The 22,625-nt window shown below is 71.3% G+C and carries 23 protein-coding genes and 1 pseudogene; 20 read left to right on the top strand and 4 right to left on the bottom strand.

Features of this window, described 5'->3' with window-relative positions; genetic code table 11:
• Positions 1-140 precede the first annotated feature (140 nt).
• The 14 genes from ACFWU3_RS31990 to ACFWU3_RS31925 all read left to right on the top strand — a co-directional run bounded on the left by ACFWU3_RS31990 (position 141) and on the right by ACFWU3_RS31925 (position 15,570).
• Positions 141-1,790 (top strand): CTP synthase, encoded by a 1,650-nt coding sequence (locus tag ACFWU3_RS31990; RefSeq protein ID WP_384444533.1) that lies wholly within the window; start codon positions 141-143, stop codon positions 1,788-1,790.
• A 119-nt stretch (positions 1,791-1,909) separates the two neighbouring features.
• The gene (locus ACFWU3_RS31985; protein ID WP_384444532.1) at positions 1,910-2,536 is read left to right on the top strand and encodes an NUDIX domain-containing protein; all 627 of its coding nucleotides are present in this window, start codon (positions 1,910-1,912) and stop codon (positions 2,534-2,536) included.
• Between the two features lie 161 nt (positions 2,537-2,697).
• Positions 2,698-4,719, top strand: coding sequence for a tetratricopeptide repeat protein (locus tag ACFWU3_RS31980; RefSeq protein ID WP_384444531.1), 2,022 nt, complete (start codon positions 2,698-2,700; stop codon positions 4,717-4,719).
• A 145-nt stretch (positions 4,720-4,864) separates the two neighbouring features.
• Entirely contained in the window at positions 4,865-5,980 is a 1,116-nt protein-coding gene (gene ald, locus ACFWU3_RS31975; RefSeq protein ID WP_384444546.1) for an alanine dehydrogenase, read from the top strand.
• 419 nt (positions 5,981-6,399) lie between these two features.
• Positions 6,400-7,530: a ParA family protein gene (locus ACFWU3_RS31970; protein WP_313949067.1), complete on the top strand. Its 1,131-nt coding sequence runs from the start codon at positions 6,400-6,402 to the stop codon at positions 7,528-7,530.
• On the top strand, positions 7,527-8,066 hold the full coding sequence (locus ACFWU3_RS31965) for a hypothetical protein (protein WP_384444545.1): 540 nt from the start codon (positions 7,527-7,529) through the stop codon (positions 8,064-8,066). Before ACFWU3_RS31970 ends, ACFWU3_RS31965 begins: the two co-directional genes overlap by 4 nt.
• 48 nt (positions 8,067-8,114) lie before the next feature.
• Positions 8,115-9,482 (top strand): segregation/condensation protein A, encoded by a 1,368-nt coding sequence (locus tag ACFWU3_RS31960; RefSeq protein ID WP_384444530.1) that lies wholly within the window; start codon positions 8,115-8,117, stop codon positions 9,480-9,482.
• A 32-nt stretch (positions 9,483-9,514) separates the two neighbouring features.
• Positions 9,515-10,084, top strand: coding sequence for an SMC-Scp complex subunit ScpB (gene scpB / locus ACFWU3_RS31955; RefSeq protein WP_327686925.1), 570 nt, complete (start codon positions 9,515-9,517; stop codon positions 10,082-10,084).
• Positions 10,084-11,136 (top strand): pseudouridine synthase, encoded by a 1,053-nt coding sequence (locus ACFWU3_RS31950; RefSeq protein WP_313947184.1) that lies wholly within the window; start codon positions 10,084-10,086, stop codon positions 11,134-11,136. Before scpB ends, ACFWU3_RS31950 begins: the two co-directional genes overlap by 1 nt.
• A gap of 201 nt (positions 11,137-11,337) precedes the next feature.
• Complete coding sequence (gene pnuC / locus ACFWU3_RS31945) at positions 11,338-11,991, top strand: nicotinamide riboside transporter PnuC (protein ID WP_384444529.1); 654 nt, start codon at positions 11,338-11,340, stop codon at positions 11,989-11,991.
• The gene (locus ACFWU3_RS31940; protein ID WP_384444528.1) at positions 11,988-13,067 is read left to right on the top strand and encodes an AAA family ATPase; all 1,080 of its coding nucleotides are present in this window, start codon (positions 11,988-11,990) and stop codon (positions 13,065-13,067) included. The genes pnuC and ACFWU3_RS31940 overlap by 4 nt, the downstream gene beginning before the upstream one ends.
• Positions 13,067-13,786 (top strand): NUDIX domain-containing protein, encoded by a 720-nt coding sequence (locus ACFWU3_RS31935; protein ID WP_327684992.1) that lies wholly within the window; start codon positions 13,067-13,069, stop codon positions 13,784-13,786. The genes ACFWU3_RS31940 and ACFWU3_RS31935 overlap by 1 nt, the downstream gene beginning before the upstream one ends.
• Positions 13,783-14,814: an ADP-ribosylglycohydrolase family protein gene (locus ACFWU3_RS31930; RefSeq protein ID WP_384444527.1), complete on the top strand. Its 1,032-nt coding sequence runs from the start codon at positions 13,783-13,785 to the stop codon at positions 14,812-14,814. Before ACFWU3_RS31935 ends, ACFWU3_RS31930 begins: the two co-directional genes overlap by 4 nt.
• A gap of 3 nt (positions 14,815-14,817) precedes the next feature.
• Positions 14,818-15,570, top strand: coding sequence for a DNA polymerase beta superfamily protein (locus tag ACFWU3_RS31925; RefSeq protein WP_384444526.1), 753 nt, complete (start codon positions 14,818-14,820; stop codon positions 15,568-15,570).
• Here ACFWU3_RS31925 and ACFWU3_RS31920 read toward each other — a convergent pair.
• The 4 genes and pseudogenes from ACFWU3_RS31920 to ACFWU3_RS31905 form a co-directional block, all read right to left on the bottom strand.
• A complete protein-coding gene (locus ACFWU3_RS31920) occupies positions 15,496-16,239 on the bottom strand; it encodes a DNA polymerase beta superfamily protein (protein WP_384444525.1) in 744 nt (247 codons plus the stop codon). The two genes, ACFWU3_RS31925 and ACFWU3_RS31920, sit on opposite strands and share 75 nt — an antisense overlap.
• A 10-nt stretch (positions 16,240-16,249) precedes the next feature.
• Entirely contained in the window at positions 16,250-16,705 is a 456-nt protein-coding gene (locus ACFWU3_RS31915; RefSeq protein WP_384444544.1) for a Rieske (2Fe-2S) protein, read from the bottom strand.
• A 141-nt stretch (positions 16,706-16,846) separates the two neighbouring features.
• Positions 16,847-16,903 (bottom strand): annotated as a pseudogene (locus ACFWU3_RS31910) (hypothetical protein); the annotation flags it as partial.
• A 63-nt stretch (positions 16,904-16,966) separates the two neighbouring features.
• The gene (locus tag ACFWU3_RS31905; protein ID WP_384444524.1) at positions 16,967-17,299 is read right to left on the bottom strand and encodes a DUF952 domain-containing protein; all 333 of its coding nucleotides are present in this window, start codon (positions 17,297-17,299) and stop codon (positions 16,967-16,969) included.
• A 95-nt stretch (positions 17,300-17,394) separates the two neighbouring features.
• Here ACFWU3_RS31905 and ACFWU3_RS31900 point away from each other — a divergent pair, with 95 nt between their 5' ends.
• The 6 genes from ACFWU3_RS31900 (at position 17,395) to der (ending at position 22,483) form a co-directional block, all read left to right on the top strand.
• Positions 17,395-17,871, top strand: coding sequence for a YidB family protein (locus ACFWU3_RS31900; RefSeq protein WP_384444523.1), 477 nt, complete (start codon positions 17,395-17,397; stop codon positions 17,869-17,871).
• A gap of 217 nt (positions 17,872-18,088) precedes the next feature.
• On the top strand, positions 18,089-18,451 hold the full coding sequence (gene aroH / locus ACFWU3_RS31895; RefSeq protein ID WP_313947194.1) for a chorismate mutase: 363 nt from the start codon (positions 18,089-18,091) through the stop codon (positions 18,449-18,451).
• A complete protein-coding gene (locus ACFWU3_RS31890) occupies positions 18,448-19,533 on the top strand; it encodes a prephenate dehydrogenase (RefSeq protein ID WP_384444522.1) in 1,086 nt (361 codons plus the stop codon). Before aroH ends, ACFWU3_RS31890 begins: the two co-directional genes overlap by 4 nt.
• 122 nt (positions 19,534-19,655) lie before the next feature.
• Positions 19,656-20,339 carry a (d)CMP kinase gene (cmk, locus tag ACFWU3_RS31885; protein ID WP_384444521.1) on the top strand — a complete coding sequence of 228 codons (684 nt, stop codon included), beginning with the start codon at positions 19,656-19,658 and terminating at the stop codon, positions 20,337-20,339.
• Positions 20,297-20,980, top strand: a complete 684-nt coding sequence (locus ACFWU3_RS31880) for a lysophospholipid acyltransferase family protein (protein ID WP_384444520.1) — start codon at positions 20,297-20,299, stop codon at positions 20,978-20,980. The genes cmk and ACFWU3_RS31880 overlap by 43 nt, the downstream gene beginning before the upstream one ends.
• 54 nt (positions 20,981-21,034) lie before the next feature.
• On the top strand, positions 21,035-22,483 hold the full coding sequence (gene der / locus ACFWU3_RS31875) for a ribosome biogenesis GTPase Der (protein WP_384444519.1): 1,449 nt from the start codon (positions 21,035-21,037) through the stop codon (positions 22,481-22,483).
• Positions 22,484-22,625 lie beyond the last annotated feature (142 nt).

The following is a 22,625-nucleotide window of genomic DNA, read 5'->3' as shown; positions in this document are numbered from 1 at the left end:
ATACCCTGGTACCCCGTGGACCGGTGGCCGTCCTGTGCAGAACGAGGGCCCCGAAACCGCAGCGGACGGCACCCCTGACCATCTGGAAGGGATGCCGGACACGCATCTCACTTCGCGACCACGGGAGCCCCCTCTTGGCGATGCCGCCCAAATCCATGACGACCAAGCACATCTTCGTCACCGGGGGTGTCGCCTCCTCCCTCGGCAAGGGCCTGACGGCCTCCAGCCTGGGTGCGCTGCTCAAGGCGCGGGGCCTGCGGGTCACGATGCAGAAGCTCGACCCGTACCTCAACGTCGACCCCGGCACGATGAACCCCTTCCAGCACGGTGAGGTGTTCGTCACCAACGACGGCGCCGAGACCGACCTGGACGTCGGCCACTACGAGCGCTTCCTCGACGTCGACCTCGACGGCTCGGCCAACGTCACCACCGGCCAGGTCTACTCGCAGGTGATCGCCAGGGAGCGGCGCGGCGAGTACCTGGGCGACACCGTGCAGGTCATCCCGCACATCACCAACGAGATCAAGCACCGCATCCGCCGGATGGCGACCGAGGACGTGGACGTCGTCATCACCGAGGTCGGCGGCACGGTCGGCGACATCGAGTCGCTGCCGTTCCTGGAGACCGTCCGCCAGGTCCGCCACGAGGTCGGCCGGGACAACGTCTTCGTCGTGCACATCTCGCTGCTCCCCTACATCGGCCCGTCCGGTGAGCTGAAGACCAAGCCGACCCAGCACTCCGTCGCCGCTCTGCGGAGCATCGGTATTCAGCCGGATGCGATCGTGCTCCGCGCCGACCGCGAGGTGCCGACCGCCATCAAGCGCAAGATCTCGCTGATGTGCGACGTCGACGAGGCCGCCGTGGTGGCCGCGATCGACGCCAAGTCGATCTACGACATCCCCAAGGTGCTGCACACCGAGGGGCTGGACGCCTACGTCGTACGCAAGCTGGACCTGCCGTTCCGCGATGTCGACTGGACCACGTGGGACGACCTGCTGGACCGGGTCCACAACCCCGACCACGAGGTCACCGTCGCGCTCGTCGGCAAGTACATCGATCTGCCCGACGCCTATCTCTCGGTGACCGAGGCGCTGCGCGCCGGCGGTTTCGCCAACAAGGCACGCGTCAAGGTCAAGTGGGTCGCCTCCGACGACTGCAAGACCCCGACCGGCGCCGCACGGCAGCTCGGCGACGTCGACGGCATCCTGATCCCCGGCGGCTTCGGCGACCGCGGTGTGACCGGCAAGGTGGGCGCGATCACCTACGCCCGGGAGAACAAGATCCCGCTGCTGGGCATCTGCCTCGGCCTCCAGTGCATCGTGATCGAGGCCGCGCGTCATCTCGCCGAGATCCCCGAGGCCAACTCCACCGAGTTCGACGCCGCCACCGCCCACCCGGTGATCTCCACCATGGAGGAGCAGCTGGCGTATGTGGAGGGCGCGGGCGACCTCGGCGGCACGATGCGTCTCGGTCTGTACCCGGCCAAGCTGGCCGAGGGCTCGATCGTGCGCGAGGTCTACGGCGACGAGCCCTATGTCGAGGAGCGCCACCGCCACCGCTACGAGGTGAACAACGCCTACCGCGCGGAGCTGGAGAAGAAGGCCGGCATCCTCTTCTCGGGCACGTCCCCCGACAACAAGCTCGTGGAGTACGTCGAGTACCCCCGCGATGTGCACCCCTACCTGGTGGCCACTCAGGCGCACCCGGAGCTCCGCTCACGCCCGACCCGCCCGCACCCGCTGTTCGCGGGGCTGGTGAAGGCCGCGGTGGAGCGCGCGTCGGGCGCGTAGTCGCAGGCGATACGGTGGACCGGGGTACGCATTCCTCACGGAATCCGTACCCCGGTTCCATCGGGGCACGTGGCCGCTCGCGGCCCGGCCCGGCGTGAGCACAGCGGGAGGACGGCGACATGGCGATCAAGGACACCCCCGAGGAGTGGCAGGTCGTCGCGACCGCGACCCCCTTCGAGGGCAAGAAGACCAGTGTCCGCGCGGACGACGTGGTCATGCCCGACGGCGCGGTGGCGCGGCGCGACTACCAGGTGCATCCGGGCTCCGTCGCGGTCCTCGCGCTCGACCCCGAGGACCGGGTGCTCGTCCTGCGCCAGTACCGGCACCCCGTGCGCCAGCGGCTCTGGGAGATCCCGGCCGGTCTGCTGGACGTGCCCGGCGAGAACCCGCTGCACGCCGCACAGCGCGAGCTGTACGAAGAGGCGCACGTCAAGGCCGAGGACTGGCGGGTGCTGGTCGATGTCTACACCACGCCCGGCGGCTGCGACGAGGCCGTCCGCATCTTCTTGGCGCGCGACCTGTCGGCCGCCGAGGGCGAGCGCTTCGAGGTCGAGGCCGAAGAGGCAGACATGGAACTGGCCCGGGTGCCCGTGCGGGAACTCGTCCGCGACGTGCTCGCCGGCGATCTGCACAACAACTGCCTCGTGGTGGGCGTCCTTTCGCTGGTCGCCGCCCGCGACGGCGACGGCCTCGACGCGCTGCGTCCGGCCGAGGCTCCGTGGCCGGCCCGCCCCTTCGAATCCTGATCGTCAGTCAGTCCCACTATCCGACTGTCCAATTGATCCGATCGGGCGACCGGTCGGGCATGCTCCACCCGGTTCGTAGCAGAGCGTGAACTAGGCTCGGAACGCCCGTGCGGAGCCCCTGCGGGCTCGGCTTGTGCGCGGACTGGACGGGAGCGTGGCCCGTGACGGATCAGGCGGTGGACTCGGGCGGACGGGCCGACGCGGCCAGGGGCCAATTCTTCGGCAGGCAAAGGGAGTTGAAGGCCCTTCGGGCCGACATCGAACGCGCCGGACTGGACACGATCGCCGGTCGCAAATCCCCCCGCGCACGGGTACTGCTGATCGCGGGACGGCCCGGCTCCGGACGGACCGCGCTCGCCGAGGAGCTCATCGGCCGGCTGACCGCGGCCTATCCCGACGGTGTGCTCCGCGCCCGGCTGACGGAACCGGGCGGACGGCGGGTCCCCACCGAGGAGACGGCCCGCGATCTGCTCGACACGCTCGGCGTCCCCGCGCCGCCCGGTGCCGACGAGGACGAACTGTCCGGCATGGTCCGCGACACGCTCGCGGACCGCCGGGTCGTGCTGCTGCTCGACGACGCCGCCGACGCCGAGCAGGTCGACCCGCTGCTGCCCGACAACCCCGACTGCCTGGCGGTGGCTGTCGCCGCGGGTCCGCTGACCGGCATTCCCGACGTACGGCCCTGCACGCTCGGCGGAATGGACGCCAAGGCCGCGATCGAGCTGCTCGGCTCCTTCACCGGATCGGTGCGGATCACGGTGGATCCGCAGGCCGCAGAGACCGTGGCGGAGGAGTGCGGCGGCCTGCCCGCGGGGCTCCTGCTGGTCGGAGGCTGGCTGGCCGCCCGCCCCAAGGCGTCGGTCGCCGACGCGACCAAGCAACTGCGGGCCGTGCCCGACGACGACGAACAGTCCCAGGGAGCCCGGCCGCTCTCCCGGGCCTTCCGGCTGGCGTACGGATCGCTGAATCCGACCAACGCCAGGATGCTGCGGCTGCTGTCCCTCGCCCCGGCCGGGGTCGCCGACGCGCACACCGCGTCCGCGCTGAGCGGGTGCGCGGTGGAGGACGCGCAGCGGGCGCTGGACGAATTCGTGCTGCTGGGCCTGCTGCGCCCGGAGGGCAGCCGCTACCGGGTGCCCGGCTCGCTCGCACCGATGCTGCGGTCCCTGATGGAGTCGCAGGACAAGCCCGCCGAGGTGCAGCTGGCGCGGGCCCGGATGCTGGAACGGACCGTCCGGCAGCTCCAGGCGTGCCGTGCCGTCACCGAGCCCGAGGGCTCGCCGGCGCGCAAGATGCTGGCCGGACTGCCGCGCGCGATGCGTTTCGCCGACACGCAGGCGGCCGAGGAGTGGCTGCGGTCCCGCCAGCCCGTGCTCATGGCCTCCGCACGGCTCGCGGTGGAGGACGGCGGGCTGGACACGCTGGCGCGCAGACTGGTCGCCGCCCTCGTCCGGGCGCTCGCGGCCCATCGCGGCACCGAGGCCGCCGCCCCCGAGCTCTACGGCCTGCACCAGCTGGTGCTCGGTGTCGCCGAGCGGCGTGGGCTGCACCGGGAGCAGGCCGCCGCCCTGCTGAATCTGGGCGATCTGGACGCGCAGACCGGACGTACCGCGGACGCGCTGGCCCGGTACCGGGCCGCTCTGGACGCCGGACGGGCCGCGAACGACATGTACGCGACCGGCCGCGCGATGGAATCCGTCGGCGGCGCCTACCAGGAACTGGGGGACTGGCACCGGGCGGCCGACTGGTTCGGCCGGGCGCTCGCCCAGTGCCAGGGCCGCGGGGAGCGCGCGGACGAGGCGCGGCTCTACGGCCGCCTCGGTGCGGTGCACTCCTACGCCGGCCTCTACGGCGAGGCGCTGCGCAACTGGCGCGCCTCGGTCGCGGGCTACCGCAAGGTGGGCGACCTCGCCTCCCAGGCGCGTTCGCTGAGCGAGGCGGCCCGCGTCCAGGAGTACGCGGGCCGGCCGGAGGAGTCCCTGCACACCTGCAAGCAGGCGGTGGAGTGGGCCCGCCGTGCCGGCGACGACCGGCTCCAGGCAGCTCTGCAGCTCAGGCTGGCCGACACCCTCGACCGGCTGGGCGACCCGGCGGCGGCCCGTGTCCATCGCTCCACTGCCGAAATGTTGCTCAATGATGGGGGCTCAGCCTACGAAATCCGTAGTGCTTCGGCTCAAGATTAATGCTTTGTAAGGCTAGACAGGGAGAAGTCCTTCATTAGACTGGCTCCGCCGCGGTCGTTTTCGTGGTGTCTCTGGATGCCCCCGTGTGTCCGGGTAAGTATGGAAGTAAGCCCCTGTATCCCCTGAGCCAAGGACCGTGATCGACGTGAAGGTCGGCATCCCCCGCGAGGTCAAGAACAACGAGTTCCGGGTGGCCATCACCCCCGCCGGCGTGCATGAGCTGGTGCGCCACGGCCACGAGGTCGTCATCGAGCAGAACGCCGGTGCCGGCTCCTCGATCACGGACGTCGAGTTCGTCGCCGCCGGTGCGCAGATCCTGCCCACCGCCGACGAGGTCTGGGCCACCGCCGACCTGCTGCTGAAGGTCAAGGAGCCCATCGCGGAGGAGTACCACCGCCTGCGCAAGGACCAGACGCTCTTCACGTACCTGCACCTCGCCGCGTCCCGCGACTGCACGGACGCGCTGCTGGAGTCCGGCACCACCGCCATCGCGTACGAGACGGTCGAGACCGCGAACCGCTCGCTGCCGCTGCTCGCTCCGATGTCCGAGGTCGCGGGCCGGATCGCTCCCCAGGTCGGCGCCTACCACCTGATGCGCCAGGTCGGCGGCCGCGGTGTGCTGCCCGGCGGTGTCCCGGGCGTCGCCGCCGGCAGGGCCGTCGTCATCGGTGGCGGTGTCTCCGGCTGGAGCGCCACCCAGATCGCGGTCGGCATGGGCTTCCACGTCACCCTGCTCGACAAGGACATCAACAAGCTCCGTGAGGCCGACAAGATCTTCGGCACCAAGGTGCAGACGATCGTCTCCAACGCCTACGAACTGGAGAAGGCGGTCGTCGAGGCCGACCTCGTCATCGGTGCCGTTCTCATCCCCGGTGCCAAGGCGCCGAAGCTGGTCACCAACGAGCTCGTCGCCAAGATGAAGCCCGGAAGTGTCCTTGTCGACATTGCGATCGACCAGGGCGGCTGCTTCGAGGACTCGCACCCGACCACGCACGCCGAGCCGACCTTCCAGGTGCACAACTCGGTCTTCTACTGCGTCGCGAACATGCCGGGCGCCGTCCCGAACACCTCGACGTACGCCCTCACCAACGCCACGCTGCCCTACATCGTTGAGCTCGCGAACCGCGGCTGGGTCGAGGCGCTGCGCCGGGACCCGGCGCTCGCGCTGGGCCTCAACACCCATGATGGCCAGGTCGTTTACGGTCCGGTCGCCGAGGCCCACGGCCTGCAGAGCGTCGAGCTGAGCGCCCTTCTCGGCTGAGAGTCAACGCACACCGTCAACATCACGCCCCCGGCCGGATCTTGCAGAGCGAGGTCCGGCCGGACGCGTGTCCGAGGCCTTTGCGGCACTCGCTCAACTCGCGTCGAACGTAACCCTTTAACCGATTCGCGCACCCTCGAAACCAGAGCGCCGGGTTGCGGCGGAAGGTCTGAGCACCCTTGACAGAAGGGTGTTCCGTTGCCGACACATCGGGCCGGGTCCGGTTGATTGTGTTGCTGCGGAGCGGTGACACGCCATAGAGTCGCCAACCGTCGGCATGGTGCCACGCTGACCTATCGATAAGTTTCCTGGTCACGTCCAAGGAGGTAAGACGACTTGTGAATGAGTCGACATTTACTCCCGGGGGTGGTCAAGCAGGAACGCATCCTCTACGCCCCGCGGGCGTGGGGGTGCCAACGGTGCCGGGCCAGGGCCCGTCTTCCGGGCTCGAAGCTGTCGGCTCCGTCGCTGTCCGCACTTCCGCGACACACCAGGACTCCACGCACATGACGACAGCCCACACGATGAAGACGATGGACGGCCAACACGTGAACGCCATGGCCGGCAACGAGAGTGGCCGAGAGTCCACCCACTTCGCCGCCTACGAGGAAGTCCCTGAAGGGCACTTCTACGACCCCGACGCCGAGTACGAGCCCGATCCCGAGTACGCCGCCACCCTCGCCCCTGACGCCGCGCGTCAGCGCCGCGAGCGGATCGGCCCCACCGGGCGGCCGCTGCCGTACTTCCCGATCCCGGGCCCGCTGACCGATCACGGCCCCGCGAAGATCATCGCGATGTGCAACCAGAAGGGCGGCGTCGGCAAGACCACGTCGACCATCAACCTGGGTGCCGCGCTCGCGGAGTACGGACGGCGCGTTCTGCTCGTCGACTTCGACCCGCAGGGAGCCCTGTCGGTCGGCCTCGGCGTCAACCCGATGGAGCTGGACCTCACCGTCTACAACCTGCTCATGGAGCGGGGCATGGCGGCGGACGAGGTGCTGCTGAAGACCGCGGTTCCCAACATGGACCTGCTGCCGAGCAACATCGATCTCTCGGCCGCGGAAGTGCAGTTGGTCAGCGAGGTCGCGCGCGAGTCGACGCTCCAGCGGGCGCTGAAGCCCCTGATGGCCGACTACGACTACATCGTGATCGACTGTCAGCCCTCGCTCGGTCTGCTCACCGTCAACGCGCTGACCGCCGCGCACAAGGTGATCGTGCCGCTCGAGTGCGAGTTCTTCGCACTGCGCGGTGTGGCACTGCTGACCGAGACGATCGAGAAGGTCCAGGAGCGGCTCAACCCCGACCTGGAGCTCGACGGCATCCTCGCCACGATGTACGACTCCCGCACGGTGCACAGCCGTGAGGTGCTGGCGCGTGTGGTCGAGGCGTTCGACGACCACGTCTACCACACGGTCATCGGGCGCACCGTGCGCTTCCCGGAGACCACGGTCGCCGGCGAGCCGATCACCACGTACGCCTCCAACTCGGTCGGTGCGGCCGCCTACCGCCAGCTCGCCAGGGAGGTGCTCGCCCGGTGTCACGCCGAGTGAGTCTGCCCGGGGCCGACGAGCTGTTCCGTACGACCGGGGGCATGGCGCTGAACTCGTCCTCCCCGCGCAGGCAGGCGAACGGCGAACCGAGGGTGCCCGCACCGGCGGGGGAGAGCGACCCGGTGGAGACGGCGGACGCGTCCGCCTCACCGGCGTCGGCCTCACCGTCGTCGGAGGAGCACTCGGCCGCCGAGTCCGACGCGGGCGACGAAGGACGGGCCCGGAGTACCGACGACCCCGAGGCGAAGCGCCGGCCCCAGGAGGCCGCGGCCGGCGCGCCGGCCCGCCGCTCCCGGGGAGGCCGCGGTGCGAACCGCCGCCCGAGCGGACGCGAACGGCACGACGAGAAGATCACGGTCTACGTCTCGGCCGAGGAACTGATGGACCTCGAGCACGCGCGGCTGGTGCTGCGCGGCGAGCACGGGCTGGCCGTCGACCGCGGGCGGATCGTCCGCGAGGCGGTCGCGGTGGTGCTGGCGGATCTCGAGCAGCGGGGCGACGCGAGCATCCTCGTGCGTCGGCTGCGCGGCCGCTGACGGTAGCCTCGCGCTGCCCCTGCCTGCTCCTTCCGCCCCTGGACCACGATGCCACCGCCCGTTGACCCCGCCCGTTCGTCCCGCCGCACTCTCGGCCGGGGCCCGGGGTCGACGCGTCCGCCGGGCGCTGCGGGGGCGGGTTCCTGGGGGCCGGCCGACCCGCTGTCCGGCGATCCGGAGGCGGAGCTCGACGCCGCTCCCGAGCCCGGGACCGAGGTGGTCGCGCCCGAGCCCGGTGCCGAGGCGCCCGCCGACCCCGGGAGCGTGCCCGAGCCGGCGCCCGTCGACGCTGGGACCGCGCCGGTCACGGAGTCCGTTGCCGAAGCCCCCGAAGCCCCCGAAGTCCTCGAAGCCCCGGAAGCCCCGGAGGCTTTCGAGACCGCTGACGTGCCCGTCGCCCTGGACGGCTCTCTCGCGCCCCCGGCGTATGGGCCGGGGCCTGCGGCCACGGACGTGCTCCCGACCCCGCACAGCGCACCCGACGGCGGCTCCGGGGACCTCCTCGGCGAGGCGGCCGCCCCGTCCGGGCCGGCGCCCGCGGTCCCGGCACCTGCCGAGCCTTCGCCCGACGGTCGGGAGCCGGAGCAGCCGGACCAGCCCGAGGAGCCCGAGCCCGACGACGGCCGGTTCAAGGTCCGGCTCGCGAACTTCGAGGGCCCCTTCGACCTGCTGCTCCAGCTCATCGCCAAGCACAAGCTCGATGTGACCGAGGTCGCCCTGTCCAAGGTCACCGACGAGTTCATGACGTACATCCGCGCCATGGGCAACGACTGGGACCTCGACCAGACCACCGAGTTCCTCGTCGTCGCCGCGACCCTGCTCGATCTCAAGGCCGCCCGTCTGCTGCCCTCCGCCGAGGTCGAGGACGAGGCCGATCTCGCGCTGCTCGAATCGCGGGACCTGCTCTTCGCGCGGCTGCTCCAGTACCGCGCCTACAAGCAGATCGCCGAGATCTTCAGCGTCCGGCTGGACGCCGAGGCCCGCCGCTACCCGCGGACCGTGGGGCTGGAGGCGCACCACGCCGAGCTGCTGCCCGACGTGGTCATCAGCATCGGCCCCGAGGGCTTCGCCCGGCTGGCCGTGAAGGCCATGCAGCCCAAGCCCCGCCCGCAGGTCTACGTCGACCACATCCACGCCCCGCTGGTCAGCGTCCGTGAGCAGGGTGAGATCGTCGTCGCCCTGCTCAAGGAGCGCGGGCAGATCAGCTTCCGGGAGCTCGCCGACGACGCCGCGGACACCCTCACCGTCGTGGCCCGCTTCCTGGCACTCCTGGAGCTCTACCGGGACAAGGCCGTCGTCCTCGACCAGGAGGACGCCCTCGGGGAGCTCCTGGTCACCTGGACCGGCGGCGACGCGGAGGCGAGCGTCACCGACGAGTTCGACCGAGCACCCGAGATTCCTGAGGAGAAGGCGTGAGCGATCTCAAGCCCGCCCTCGAGGCCGTTCTGATGGTGGTGGACGAGCCTGCCACCGAGGAGCACCTCGCCAAGGTCCTGGAGCAGCCGCGCAGGGCGGTGGCGGACGCTCTGCGGGAGCTGGCCGACGAGTACACCGTCCAGGGCCGCGGCTTCGAGCTGAGGCTCGTGGCGGGCGGCTGGCGCTTCTACTCGCGCGCGGAGCACGCCGACGCCGTGGAACGCTTCGTCCTGGACGGGCAGCACGCACGCCTCACGCAGGCGGCGCTGGAGACCCTCGCGGTCGTCGCGTACCGTCAGCCGGTCAGCCGTTCGCGGGTCTCCGCGGTGCGCGGAGTGAACTGCGACGGCGTCATGCGCACCCTCCTTCAGCGCGGTCTGGTCGAGGAGGCGGGCGCGGAACCCGAAACAGGTGCGATCCTGTACAGGACGACGAACTACTTTCTGGAGCGGATGGGCCTGCGCGGCCTGGACGAGCTCCCGGAGCTCGCGCCCTTCCTCCCCGAGGCCGAGGCGATCGAGGCCGAGACGCTGGAAGGGGTGCCGTCGTTCGATCCGGATGCTCCGGACACCGACGAAGACGACAAGACGACGGAACTTTGATGCGAAGCAGCGGCAACAACAGCAGCGGGCGCGGCAACTACCGGGGTGCCGGCAACAACCGCGACGACCAGCAGAAGCGCTCGGGCAAGCCCCGGCCCGAGGAGCGCCGCTACGACGTCGGTGGTTCCTCCGAGGCGCCGAAGAAGGGGCGGGGAGAGGGAGCCCGTGGCGGTGCCAAGGGCGGCCCGAAGCAGTCCCCCCAGCGAGGCCGCGGCCGGACCGCCCCCTCGCGTTCGCGTGAGTACGACGCCCGGACCGAGGAGCGCAACCGCGAGCGCTACGCGAACAAGCCCGAGGTGAAGACGCCCAAGACCTTCCCCGGCGCCGAGCAGGAGGGCGAGCGGCTGCAGAAGGTGCTGGCCAGGGCCGGTATGGGCTCGCGCCGTTCCTGCGAGGAGCTGATCGACTCCGGCCGGGTCGAGGTCAACGGCCAGGTCGTCGTCGAGCAGGGCGTCCGGGTCGACCCGGAGAAGGACGAGATCAAGGTCGACGGGCTGACCGTCGCGACCCAGTCCCACCTCTTCTTCGCGCTGAACAAGCCCGCGGGTGTCGTCTCCACGATGGAGGACCCCGACGGCCGCCAGTGCCTGGGCGACTACGTCACCAACCGCGAGACGCGGCTGTTCCACGTCGGACGGCTGGACACCGAGACCGAGGGCATCATCCTGCTCACCAACCACGGTGAGCTGGCCCACCGTCTCACCCACCCCAAGTACGGGGTGAAGAAGACCTACCTGGCCGCGATCCAGGGCCCGCTCCCGCGTGACCTCGGCAAGCGGCTCAAGGACGGCATCCCGCTGGAGGACGGCTACGCGCGCGCCGACCACTTCCGCGTGGTGGAGAACACCGGCAAGAACTACCTGGTCGAGGTCACCCTCCACGAGGGCCGCAAGCACATCGTCCGCCGGATGCTGTCCGAGGCGGGCTTCCCGGTCGAGAGGCTCGTGCGGACGTCGTTCGGGCCGATCGGTCTCGGCGACCAGAAGTCGGGCTGGCTGCGCCGTCTGACGAACACCGAGGTCGGCATGCTGATGAAGGAAGTCGGCCTCTAGGACCTGTCGTTCGGATCAGGCCGGATCCGAACGGAAGACCCTGGAACACCTGTTGCGCCGGAGCCCTCAGGTCCGGAACGCAACGCACGCAGAGCCCGCGGCAGTTGATGCCGCGGGCTTTCGTCGTTCCCGGGAGCCGCCACGCCTTGTGGGACCACCCCCACTGCCTTTATAGTCAGAGTGACCATTAAGGAGGCGGGCGTGAGTCTCGCGGACATCGTCGAACCGTTGCAGCAACCGCTGTTCACCGTTCTGGACACCCCGGTGAGCTGGACCGAGGTCCTCGGCTTCGGAAGCGGCGCACTCTGCGTCTGGCTCGTCGCCCGCCAGCACCTCGCCAACTGGCCGATCGGCATCGCCAACAACCTCTTCTTCGTCCTTCTCTTCGTCCAGGCCGGGCTCTACGCCGACGCCGGCCTGCAGATCGTCTTCATCACCCTCGCCGTGTACGGCTGGTGGACCTGGACCCACGGGGGTGGACCAGGCCGCGACGGCCTTCCGGTGCGGCGCACGAGCCGCACGGAATGGTCGTGGCTGTGCGCGGCGGGGGTGGTGGGGACCGCCGGGCTGACGCTCCTGCTCGCCCGCGCCACCGACTCGACCGTCCCCTTCTGGGACGCGCTGACCACCGCCCTGTCGCTGATGGCGACGTACGGGCAGTGCCGCAAGCGGGTCGAGTCGTGGTGGCTGTGGATCGCGGCCGACGTCGTCTACATCCCGCTGTACGCGTACAAGGAGCTGTATCTGACCTCGCTGCTCTACATCGGGTTCATGACGCTCTGCGTGCTGGGACTGCGCAACTGGTCGCGCGATCTCGCGGCCGTGCCCCGCGAGCCGGTCGGGGCGAGGGCATGAGCCGGTACGGACACGGCCTCGTCCTCGGGAAGTTCTATCCGCCGCACGCGGGCCACCACCATCTCGTGACGACCGCGGCCGACCGGTGCGAGCGGCTCACCGTGCTGGTCTGCGCCTCCGCGGTCGAGACGATCCCGCTCGCGGCGCGCGTGGCATGGATGCGCGAACTCCACCCGGAGGTACGGGTCGTCGGCGCCATCGACGACATTCCGGTGGACCTGAACGACCCGGACGTGTGGGAGGCCCACATGGCGGTCTTCCGCGCCGCCGTGCCCGAGCCGGTGGACGCGGTCTTCACCTCCGAGACCTACGGCGCCGAACTGGGCCGCCGGTTCGGCGCCGAGGCGGTGTGCGTCGACCCCGACCGCACGCTCTTCCCGGTCTCCGGCACGGCCGTGCGCAAGGACCCCGTCGGCTCCTGGGACCTGCTGCGCGCACCCGTCCGCGCGGCGCTCGCCCGGCGCGTCGTCGTGCTCGGCGCCGAGTCGACGGGCACCACGACGATGGCCCGCGCGCTCACGGACCACTACCGGCGGCGCGGCGGCGTCTGGTCCCGCACCCAGTACGTGCCCGAGTACGGGCGGGAGTTCAGCGAACTGAAGCTGGCGCGGCTGCGCTCCGTGCGGCCGGGAGCCGACTGGAGCGAGGTGTCCTTCTCCTCGGACGAGTTCCCGGTCATCGCCCGGCGGCAGACGGAGCTGGAGGAGGCGGCCGCCCGCGCCGGTTCCCCGGTGCTGTTCTGCGACACCGACGCCTTCGCCACCACGGTGTGGCACGAGCGCTACCTCGGCGCCGGCCACGACGAGGTGGCCCGGATCGCCGCCCGCGGCGGACAGCATCTGTGGCTGCTCACCGACCACGAAGGCGTGGACTTCGAGGACGACGGACTGCGCGACGGGGAACATCTGCGACCGTGGATGACCGGCCGCTTCGCCGACGAACTGCGGCGCACCGGCCGGCGTACCGTCCGGCTGCGCGGCCCGCACGAGCAGCGCTTCGCCACCGCCGTCGCCGCCGTCGACGCCCTGCTCGACGAGGGCTGGGACCTCGCCGACCCACTCCCGGAGCGCCGCTGATGCAGGACTACGACCCGGGAGCCTTCCCTCCCTTCGCCGTCACCGTCGACCTCGCCGTCTGCACGGTCCGCGAGCAGCGGCTGCACGTCCTGCTCGTCAGGCGCGGCGAGGACCCCTACAAGGGGGCCTGGGCCCTGCCCGGCGGCTTCGTGCGGCCCAGGGAGTCCGCCGAGATCGCCGCGCGCCGCGAACTGGCCGAGGAGACCGGGCTGTCGCAGCGGACCGTCGAGCACCTCCACCTGGAGCAGCTGCGCACCTACAGCGATCCGGACCGCGACCCGCGGATGCGCGTCGTGTCCGTCGCCTACACGGCCCTGCTGCCCGACCTGCCGGAACCACGCGGCGGCGGGGACGCGGCCCACGCCCAGTGGATGCCGCTCGCGTCCGCGTCCCCGCTCGCCTTCGACCACGACCGGATCCTCGCCGACGCGTACGACCGCATCGGCGCCAAGCTCGAGTACACCTGCCTGGCCACCAGCTTCTGCCCGCCGGAGTTCACCCTCGGCGAGCTCCAGCAGGTGTACGAGACGGTCTGGGGTGTCGAGCTGGACCGGCCCAACTTCCGGCGGAAGGTCCTCACCACACCCGGCTTCGTCGAAGCCGTCGAGGGCGCGCCGCGCCGCACCGGCGGCCGGGGGAAACCGGCCGCGATCTACCGGGCCGGTGCCGCATCGGCCCTGCACCCTCCACTCCTGCGACCGGAAGGACGGCAGCCATGACCACGCTGAGGACCACGAGGACCGTCACCAAGCAGGCCGCGACCGGCTCGCTGATCGGACTGGCGATCGGGGACGCGCTCGGCTTCCCCACCGAGTTCGACGACGTACCGCAGATTCTCGCCAGGACCGGACCCTGGCGGGAGATGCAGCTGCCCGGGCCCGCCATCGTCACGGACGACACCCAGATGACCCTGGCCCTCGGCCGGGGCATACGCACCGCCATGGACCGCGGGCTGCTGGACGCGTCCCGTATGGCCGGGCCCGTGCGCAAGGAGTTCGTCGACTGGTACCACTCACCGGACAACAACCGCGCCCCCGGCCGCACCTGCCTCGTCGCCTGCGAGAAGCTCGACAGCGACCTTCCCTGGCAGGAGGCGAGCCAGATCGGCTCCAAGGGCTGCGGCGCCAACATGCGGGTCGCGCCGGTCGGTCTCGTACCGGGACTGAGCGAGGAACAGCGAGCGGGCGCGGCCCAGTTGCAGGCGGCGCTCACCCACGGCCACCCCACCGCGCTGGCGGCCTCCGACCTCACCGCCCGGGCCGTGCACCTGCTGGCGCAGGGCGGCGAACCGATGGGCCTGGTGGGCCAGCTCCGCTCGTACGCCTACGAGAGCCGCAGCCGCTACCACGAGCGCTGGCTCGGCAACCTCTGGACCTACTCCCACGACCCGACGCCCCAAGCCTTCATCGCCCGCGGCTGGGACGAGTGCCTCCAGGCACTCGAACGGCTCGCCACCGCCCTGCGCACCACCAACCCGGAGACCGATCCGTGTCTGGCCACCGGGGACGGCTGGATCGCCGAAGAGGCCCTCACCACCGGGCTGCTGTGCTTCCTGCTCTTCCCGGACGAGCCGGCCACCGCGCTGCGCCGGGCCGCCTGCACGCGGGGCGACTCGGACTCCATCGCCTGCCTCGCCGGTGCCTTCGCCGGGGCGCACCTGGGCGCCGGGGCGTGGCCCAAGGAGTGGTCGGAGCGGATCGAGTACCGCAGCGACCTGATGTCCCTCGGAGCGCTCTGGGATTCTTGATCCATGACTGCCCCACTCGCCATGGACCTCGGCCCCGTCGTGGCCGAACAGCCCGACCCTCTGCTCTTCGCCACCGTCTCGGGTGCGCATCTGTACGGATTCCCGTCCAAGGACTCGGACGTGGACCTGCGGGGCGTCCATCTGCTCCCGGTGGCGGAGCTGGTCGGGCTGCACGAGCCCGAGGAGACCAGGTCTCTCCTGTGGGACCGGGACGGGACCGAGATGGACCTGGTCACGCACGACCTGCGGAAGTTCGTCCGGCTCATGCTGCGCCGCAACGGCTATGTGCTGGAGCAGCTGCTGTCACCGCTGGTCGTCCACACCGGCGAGGCCCACGACGAGCTGGTGGCCCTCGCACCCGGTGTGCTCACCGTCCACCACGCCCACCACTACCGGGGTTTCGCGTCCACGCAGTGGCGGCTGTTCGAGAAGACCGGCGAACTCAAGCCGCTGCTCTACACCTTCCGCACCCTGCTGACCGGCATCCGTCTGATGCGCAGCGGCGAGGTGCAGGCACATCTGCCCACGCTGCTCGACGAGGTCGCGGCTCCCGCGTACCTGCCCGACCTGATCGCGGCCAAGGCGGACGCCGAGCACGGTCTCGCCTCCGGCGTCGACAAGGACAGGGCCCGGGCCGACGTCGAAGCGCTGCGCCTCGTCCTCGACGAGGCGCAGCAGGCCTCACGGCTGCCCGACGAGACCTCCGCCCACGCCGCCCTCGGCGCGCTCGTGGTCCGCGTCCGGCTGGAGGGCTGAGGCCCGCCGGACCCGTACGAGGAAGTCCTCGACGCGGGCGCGGTCCGGCGCCGGCGGCAGCGGTGTGCGCAGCGCCGCCTCATCGGCCTCGTGGGCCGTGCGGGCCATCCACGACGTGATCTCGGGCCAGCTGAACTCGCCGCGCTTCACGGCCAGCAGACGCTCCCGGTCCTCGCCCACGTCGAGGACGAGGTCCCCGGTGCACAGCAGGTCCCGGCAGGACGCGAGCAGCCGCAGCAGATGCATCGCGTGCTTCCAGCGCGGTGCGCCGTACCGGCGGACGTCCGACTCCAGCTTCCTGTGCTGGCCCTCGGCGTAGCGCACGAACGTCCGGTGGACCTCGCGGGACAGGAACGCCGCGCGCAGGGCGAGCAGTTCACGGCCGGTGTCGTCGACGCGCTCGATGTGCGGGGAGTGCAGGCACTCCAGGATGTTCGGGTTGGCGCGCAGGGCCAGATCGCAGAAGCGCTCCAGCTCCCAGGAGAACTGCTCGTCGGCCGGCCCCTCGACATGCGTCGGGGGCTTCTCGAACCGCCAGTGGAGCGGGGTGGGTGCGACGAACACACCGCGCAGGTCGGTGTCGCTGTCCTCCGTCGCCAGCCCAAAGGCGCGCGAACCCATGACACATGAGTAGATCGTGTGGTCGCGCACCAGCTCATGCGGGGTCATACGGCACAGGCTACGTGAGCAGGATCGTCTCCCCGGAGACGGTGATCTGCTTGGGCGGCAGGGGCTTCGTGGCCGGTCCCTTCGCTACCGACGCGTCGGTGACACGGAACCTGCTGCCGTGGCACGGGCAGTCGATGGTGCCGTCGGCGACCTTGTCCACGGTGCAGCCCTGGTGGGTGCAGACGGCGGAGAAGGCCTTGAACTGACCGGCCGTCGGCTGGGTGACCACGACCTTCCGGTCGGCGAACACCTTCCCGCCGCCCACCGGGATGTCGGTGATCCGCGCCAGCTCCTCGCCGGCAGGTGCCGAGCCCGCGGGCGACTCATCGGTCGCGGTCGTCGCACCGGGAGAGGCCGGCTGCTCGGACGCGGCAGCGCCGTCGTTGCCGTTCCCGCCACAGCCCGTCATCACCGCCAGAGCACCTGCCGTGCCTGCCGTCAGCACCGTACGCCGCCGTGCGTCCATGGCCCGTCTCCCTGCGTCGTGACCCCGGCCGTGCGGAAGAACCACAGCGCCGACGTCAGCCCGATCACCAGGATCACCGTGAATGGCGACCCCACTGCCGACCGGCAGCACCCGCCGGGGCAGGCGCTCCGCTCGCAGCAGGAGCATCTTGGCGCTGAATGCCGCCGAGAAGAAGCAACCTGCCGGTGCGTGCCCCATCACGCGCGTGCGCCGTACGTCCGACAGCCCAACGCGTACCGGCAGGGCACCACCGGTGCGATGTCACACCCAGGGGGTGAGTTCCCGCGCGTGGCCGTCCGCGTCCCGCCGCACCACGAGCACCGCGGTGACCGCGGAACGCTCGATCGGTCCGTACACATGCGGGAACAGCATGTCCTCCGAGCCTTCCCAGCGGACCTCGGCGCCGAGCGCCGCCTCGTCGATCTGGAGCACCAGCAGATCGGGGACGTCACGGTAGAGGCCGTCGGCGATGGCGAGTGCCGCCGGCCCGTCGGGCGAGCAGTGCACAAAGCCCTCGGAGACCAGGGAGGCGGGGGCGTACGGACGGTCGACGTCCGTCGTCCATTCGTCCACGGGTACGACGTGAAAGAGCATGCGCCAGTTGTAGCGCAGAGCGGTGGCACCCGGTCCGTCGCGGGGAGGGCCGAGAAGAGGCCCGAGTGGCGACCGTCCGGGATCCGGGGTGACATGTGACGGGCCTCACCGAGCATCACTCCACCTCACCGAAGGGCACCACCATGGCGGGTAACGACCTCGGCAGCCTTCTGGGCGGCCTCCTCGGCGGCGGTCAGCAGGGCGCCGGCTCCGGCGGCGGCGCGAACATCCTCGGCGCCCTGATCAGCGCACTCGGCAACAGGAACGGCGCTGCCGGCGGCAGCCCGCTCGGCGGGCTGGTGGACATGCTGGCCAAGTCCGGCCTGGCCGACCATGCCCAGTCGTGGATCGGTACGGGGGCCAACCAGCCCGTCAGCGGTGTGCAGATCGCCGAGGCGGTGCCGGAGGCGACGTTGCAGAAGGTCGCCCAGGACGCCGGGGTCACACCGCAGCAGGCCGCCGACCAGATCGCCCAGGTGCTGCCGCAGACGGTGGACAAGCTCACCCCGGACGGAGCGGTGCCGCCCGCGGGCCAGTCGATCGAGGACCTGATCCGGCAGCAGCAGCTCTGACCGACGGCACACGGCGGCTCCGGCCCTTGCGGCTGCGGGCCTCTCCGGCACCCGGGACTCCGGGCCTCTCCGGCACCCGTGACTCCGGGCCGCTCCGGCGCAGACACCTCGACGCGTGCCCTGCCGGCGTCCCGTCTCGGAGAGCGGTCGTGGCGTTCCCGCCTCCGGCCGCGTGACTACGCTGAACGGAGCACTCGCACAGGGTTAGGAGCACGAGGTGGCGGTACGAGCGGTCCGCGGGGCGGTCCAGCTGGAACGGGACGACGCCGGACACATGGACGAGCAGGTCAGTCAGCTGCTCACCGCCGTGCTGGAGCGCAACGGGCTGGTCGCGGACGATCTGATCAGCGTCTGGTTCACCGCCACCCCCGATCTGCACAGCGACTTCCCGGCCGCCGCGGCGCGCAACCTCGGCATCGTGGACGTACCGCTGATCTGTGCCCAGGAGCTGGACGTCGTCGGCGCGATGCCCCGCGTCGTACGGATACTGGCCCATGTCGAGTCGCATCTCGACCGGTCCGAGATCGCTCACGTCTACCTCGGCACCGCCGCCGCCCTGCGCAAGGACATCGCCCAGTGAGAACCGCCGTCGTCATCGGAACCGGACTGATCGGCACCTCCGCGGCGCTCGCGCTGGCCGGCCGCGGGATCGCCGTCCATCTCGTCGACCACGACCCGGAGCGTTCACGTACGGCCGCCGCGCTCGGCGCCGGTACGGACGATCCGCCCGAGGGTCCGGTCGACCTCGCCATCGTCGCCGTGCCGCCCGCCCATGTCGCCGCCGCGCTCGCGGAGGCCATGCGTGCCGGGACCGCCCGGGGCTACCTCGACGTGGCCAGCGTCAAGGGCGGACCGCGGCGCGAGCTGGAGGCCCTCGGCCTCGATCTCGGCACGTACATCGGCTCCCACCCGATGTCGGGCAAGGAGCGCTCCGGTCCGCTCGCCGCCACCGCCGACCTCTTCGAGGGCCGGCCCTGGGTCCTCACGCCCACTCGCGACACCGACACCGAGGTCCTCAACCTCGCCCTCGAACTGGTCGCGCTGTGCCGTGCCGTCCCCGTGGTGATGGACGCCGACGCCCACGACCGCGCCGTCGCGCTCGTCTCGCACACCCCCCAGCTGATCTCGTCGATGGTCGCCGCCCGCCTGGAGGAGGCCGACGAGACGGCCGTACGCCTGTGCGGCCAGGGCATCCGCGACGTCACGCGGATCGCGGCGTCCGACCCCCGCATGTGGGTCGAGATCCTGTCCGCGAACCCGGGGCCCGTCGCCGATGTGCTCGCCGGGGTGGCCGCCGACCTGGACGAGACGGTCCAGGCACTGCGCGCCCTGCAGTCCGCCGACGCGTCCAAGCGGCAGGGCGGGGTCGAGGGCATCGAGGACGTCCTGCTGCGGGGCAACGCGGGCCGCGCCCGCGTCCCGGGCAAGCACGGCGCCGCACCGGCCTCGTACGAGGTCGTCGCCGTGCTGATCAGCGACCAGCCGGGCGAGCTGGCGCGGATCTTCGCGGACGCCGGCCGGGCCGGCGTCAACGTCGAGGACGTCCGCATCGAGCACGCGACCGGCCAGCAGGCCGGCCTGGTGCAGCTGATGGTCGTCCCGGCCGCGGCCCCCGTCCTGGCGGCCTCCCTGCGCGAACGCGGCTGGTCGATCCGGCAGTAGCGGGCTCCCCGAACCGGGTGATCCGGGCTCCGCCATCCGTGTGTCAGGGCGGTGCCCGGCAATCGGTAACCTTGTTCGGGGCCCCTCGGCATTCCGCCGGCCCTCTCCGCAGACCAGGAAAGGTGTCCGACACCGTGGAATCCGTGATCGTCGCCATCGACGGCCCCGCCGGCACGGGCAAGTCGAGCACGTCCAGGGCGGTGGCCGCCGCGCTCGGGCTGAGCTACCTGGACACCGGTGCCCAGTACCGGGCGATCACCTGGTGGATGATCACCAACGGTGTCGACGTCGACGACCCCGCCGCGATCGCCATGGCGGCCGGCAAGCCCGCGATCGTGTCCGGCACCGACCCGGACGACCCGACGATCACCGTCGACGGTGTGGACGCCGCGGCCCCCATCCGGACCACGGAGGTCAGCGCCAGGGTGAGCGCGGTCAGCGCCGTCCCCGAGGTGAGGGCCAGGATCACCGAGCTCCAGCGCTCCATCGCCGCGTCCGCCACGGGCGGCATCGTCGTCGAGGGCCGCGACATCGGCACCACCGTCCTGCCGGACGCCGATCTGAAGATCTTCCTGACCGCGACGCCGGAGGTCCGTGCGGCCCGCCGCAGCGGCGAGCTCAAGGGCTCCGACGTGGCGGCCACCCGGGACGCCCTGATCAAGCGGGACGCGGCCGACTCCAGCCGCAAGACCTCCCCGCTCGCCAAGGCCGACGACGCCGTCGAGGTGGACACCAGCGAGCTGACCCTCCAGCAGGTCGTCGAATGTGTCGTCACCCTCGTCGAGGAGAAGCGGGCGGCCCGGTGACCCTGCCGTCCGAGCGGGGCGCCGCCGTCGGGCGCCGTATCGGGATCGGGCTGATGTACGGGCTGTGGAGACCGCGGGTGCTGGGCGCCTGGCGGGTTCCCGCTACCGGGCCCGCCATCCTGGCCGTGAACCACTCGCACAACATCGACGGGCCGATGCTGATGGGCACCGCGCCCCGGCCCGTGCACTTCCTGATCAAGAAGGAGGCGTTCGTCGGTCCCCTCGACCCGTTCCTGCTCGGAATCGGTCAGCTGAAGGTGGACCGGTCGACCGCCGACCGCACCGCGATATCCAACGCGCTCGGCGTGCTGGAGACTGGGGGTGTCCTCGGCATCTTCCCCGAGGGCAGCCGCGGAGATGGAGACTTCGCCTCGCTGCGCGCGGGGCTCGCCTACTTCGCCGTACGCTCGGGGGCTCCGATCGTCCCGGTCGCGGTGCTGGGAAGCAGTGAGCGCGGCGGACGGTTGATACGACAGCTGCCCCCGCTGCGCAGCAAGGTGGACGTCGTGTTCGGGGACGCCTTCGAAGCGGGCGACGCCGGCGGGCGCCGTACGCGCAAGGCGCTGGACGAGGCCACCGTACGGATCCAGGAGCGGCTGACAGCCCACCTGGAGAACGCCAGGCGCCTCACCGGGCGCTAGGCCAGACTTGAGTAGTGGATCGCGCGATCCATCGATGAACGAGGAACGGACTTCATGAACGACCAGCACGACCACGGAGCGCTCGGCGATGCCGAGTACACGGAGTTCATGGAGCTCGCCGCGGAAGAGGGCTTCGACGTCGAGGACGTCGAAGGTGCCATCGAGGAGGCCGGGCACGGCCCGCTGCCCGTCCTCGCCGTCGTCGGCCGCCCCAATGTCGGCAAGTCGACCCTGGTGAACCGCATCATCGGCCGCCGTGAAGCCGTCGTCCAGGACAAGCCGGGCGTCACCCGCGACCGCGTCACCTACGAGGCCGAGTGGGCGGGCCGACGCTTCAAGGTCGTCGACACCGGTGGCTGGGAGCAGGACGTCCTGGGGCTCGACGCCTCCGTCGCAGCCCAGGCCGAGTACGCGATCGAGGCGGCCGACGCGGTCGTCTTCGTGGTCGACTCGACCGTCGGCGCCACCGACACCGACGAGGCCGTCGTCAAGCTGCTGCGCCGGGCGGGCAAGCCCGTCGTGCTGTGTGCCAACAAGGTCGACGGACAGAGCGGCGAGGCGGACGCCACCGCGCTGTGGTCGCTCGGCCTCGGCCAGCCGCACCCGGTCTCCTCGCTGCACGGCCGCGGTACGGGCGACATGCTCGACGCCGTCCTGGAGGCCCTGCCCGAAGCCCCGGCCCAGACCTTCGGCAACGCCGTCGGCGGCCCCCGCCGCATCGCCCTGATCGGCCGCCCCAACGTCGGTAAGTCCTCGCTGCTCAACAAGGTCGCAGGCGAGGACCGGGTGGTCGTCAACGAGCTGGCGGGCACCACCCGCGACCCGGTCGACGAGCTGATCGAGCTCGGCGGCATCACCTGGAAGTTCATCGACACGGCCGGTATCCGCCGCCGCGTCCACCTCCAGGAGGGCGCGGACTACTACGCCTCCCTGCGGACCGCCGCAGCCGTCGAGAAGGCGGAGGTCGCGGTCGTCCTGATCGACGCGTCCGAGTCGATCAGCGTCCAGGACCAGCGGATCATCACCATGGCGGTCGAGGCCGGCCGTGCCATGGTCGTCGCGTTCAACAAGTGGGACACCCTCGACGAGGAGCGCCGCTACTACCTGGAGCGCGAGATCGATACCGAGCTCGCCCAGATCGCCTGGGCGCCCCGGGTCAACGTCTCGGCCGTCACCGGCCGCCACATGGAGAAGCTGGTCCCGGCGATCGAGACGGCGCTGGCCGGCTGGGAGACCCGGGTTCCGACGGGACGGCTGAACGCCTTCCTCGGCGAGATCGTCGCCTCCCACCCGCACCCGATCCGCGGCGGCAAGCAGCCCCGCATCCTGTTCGGCACCCAGGCGGGCACCAAGCCGCCGCGGTTCGTCCTCTTCGCCTCCGGCTTCCTGGAGCACGGCTACCGCCGCTTCGTGGAGCGCAGGCTGCGCGAGGAGTTCGGCTTCGAGGGCACCCCGATCCACATCTCGGTGCGGGTGCGGGAGAAGCGCGGCCGCAAGAAGTGACGCGCTGACACGACAGGACAAGGGCGCTGCCCCGGCCGGGGGACGGTCGGGGCCGCGCCCGGGTGGCCGGGGGGGCGGCCGGCGCGCCGACGGGGGGCCGGCGGCGGGGGCGCCGGGGTGGGGCGGCCGGCGTGCGCGCGGC

Source organism: Streptomyces sp. NPDC058685 (assembly GCF_042714725.1).
Classification (GTDB): domain Bacteria; phylum Actinomycetota; class Actinomycetes; order Streptomycetales; family Streptomycetaceae; genus Streptomyces.
The sequence above is the reverse complement of the archived record's forward strand: the minus strand, read 5'-3'. Positions and strand labels throughout refer to the sequence as shown.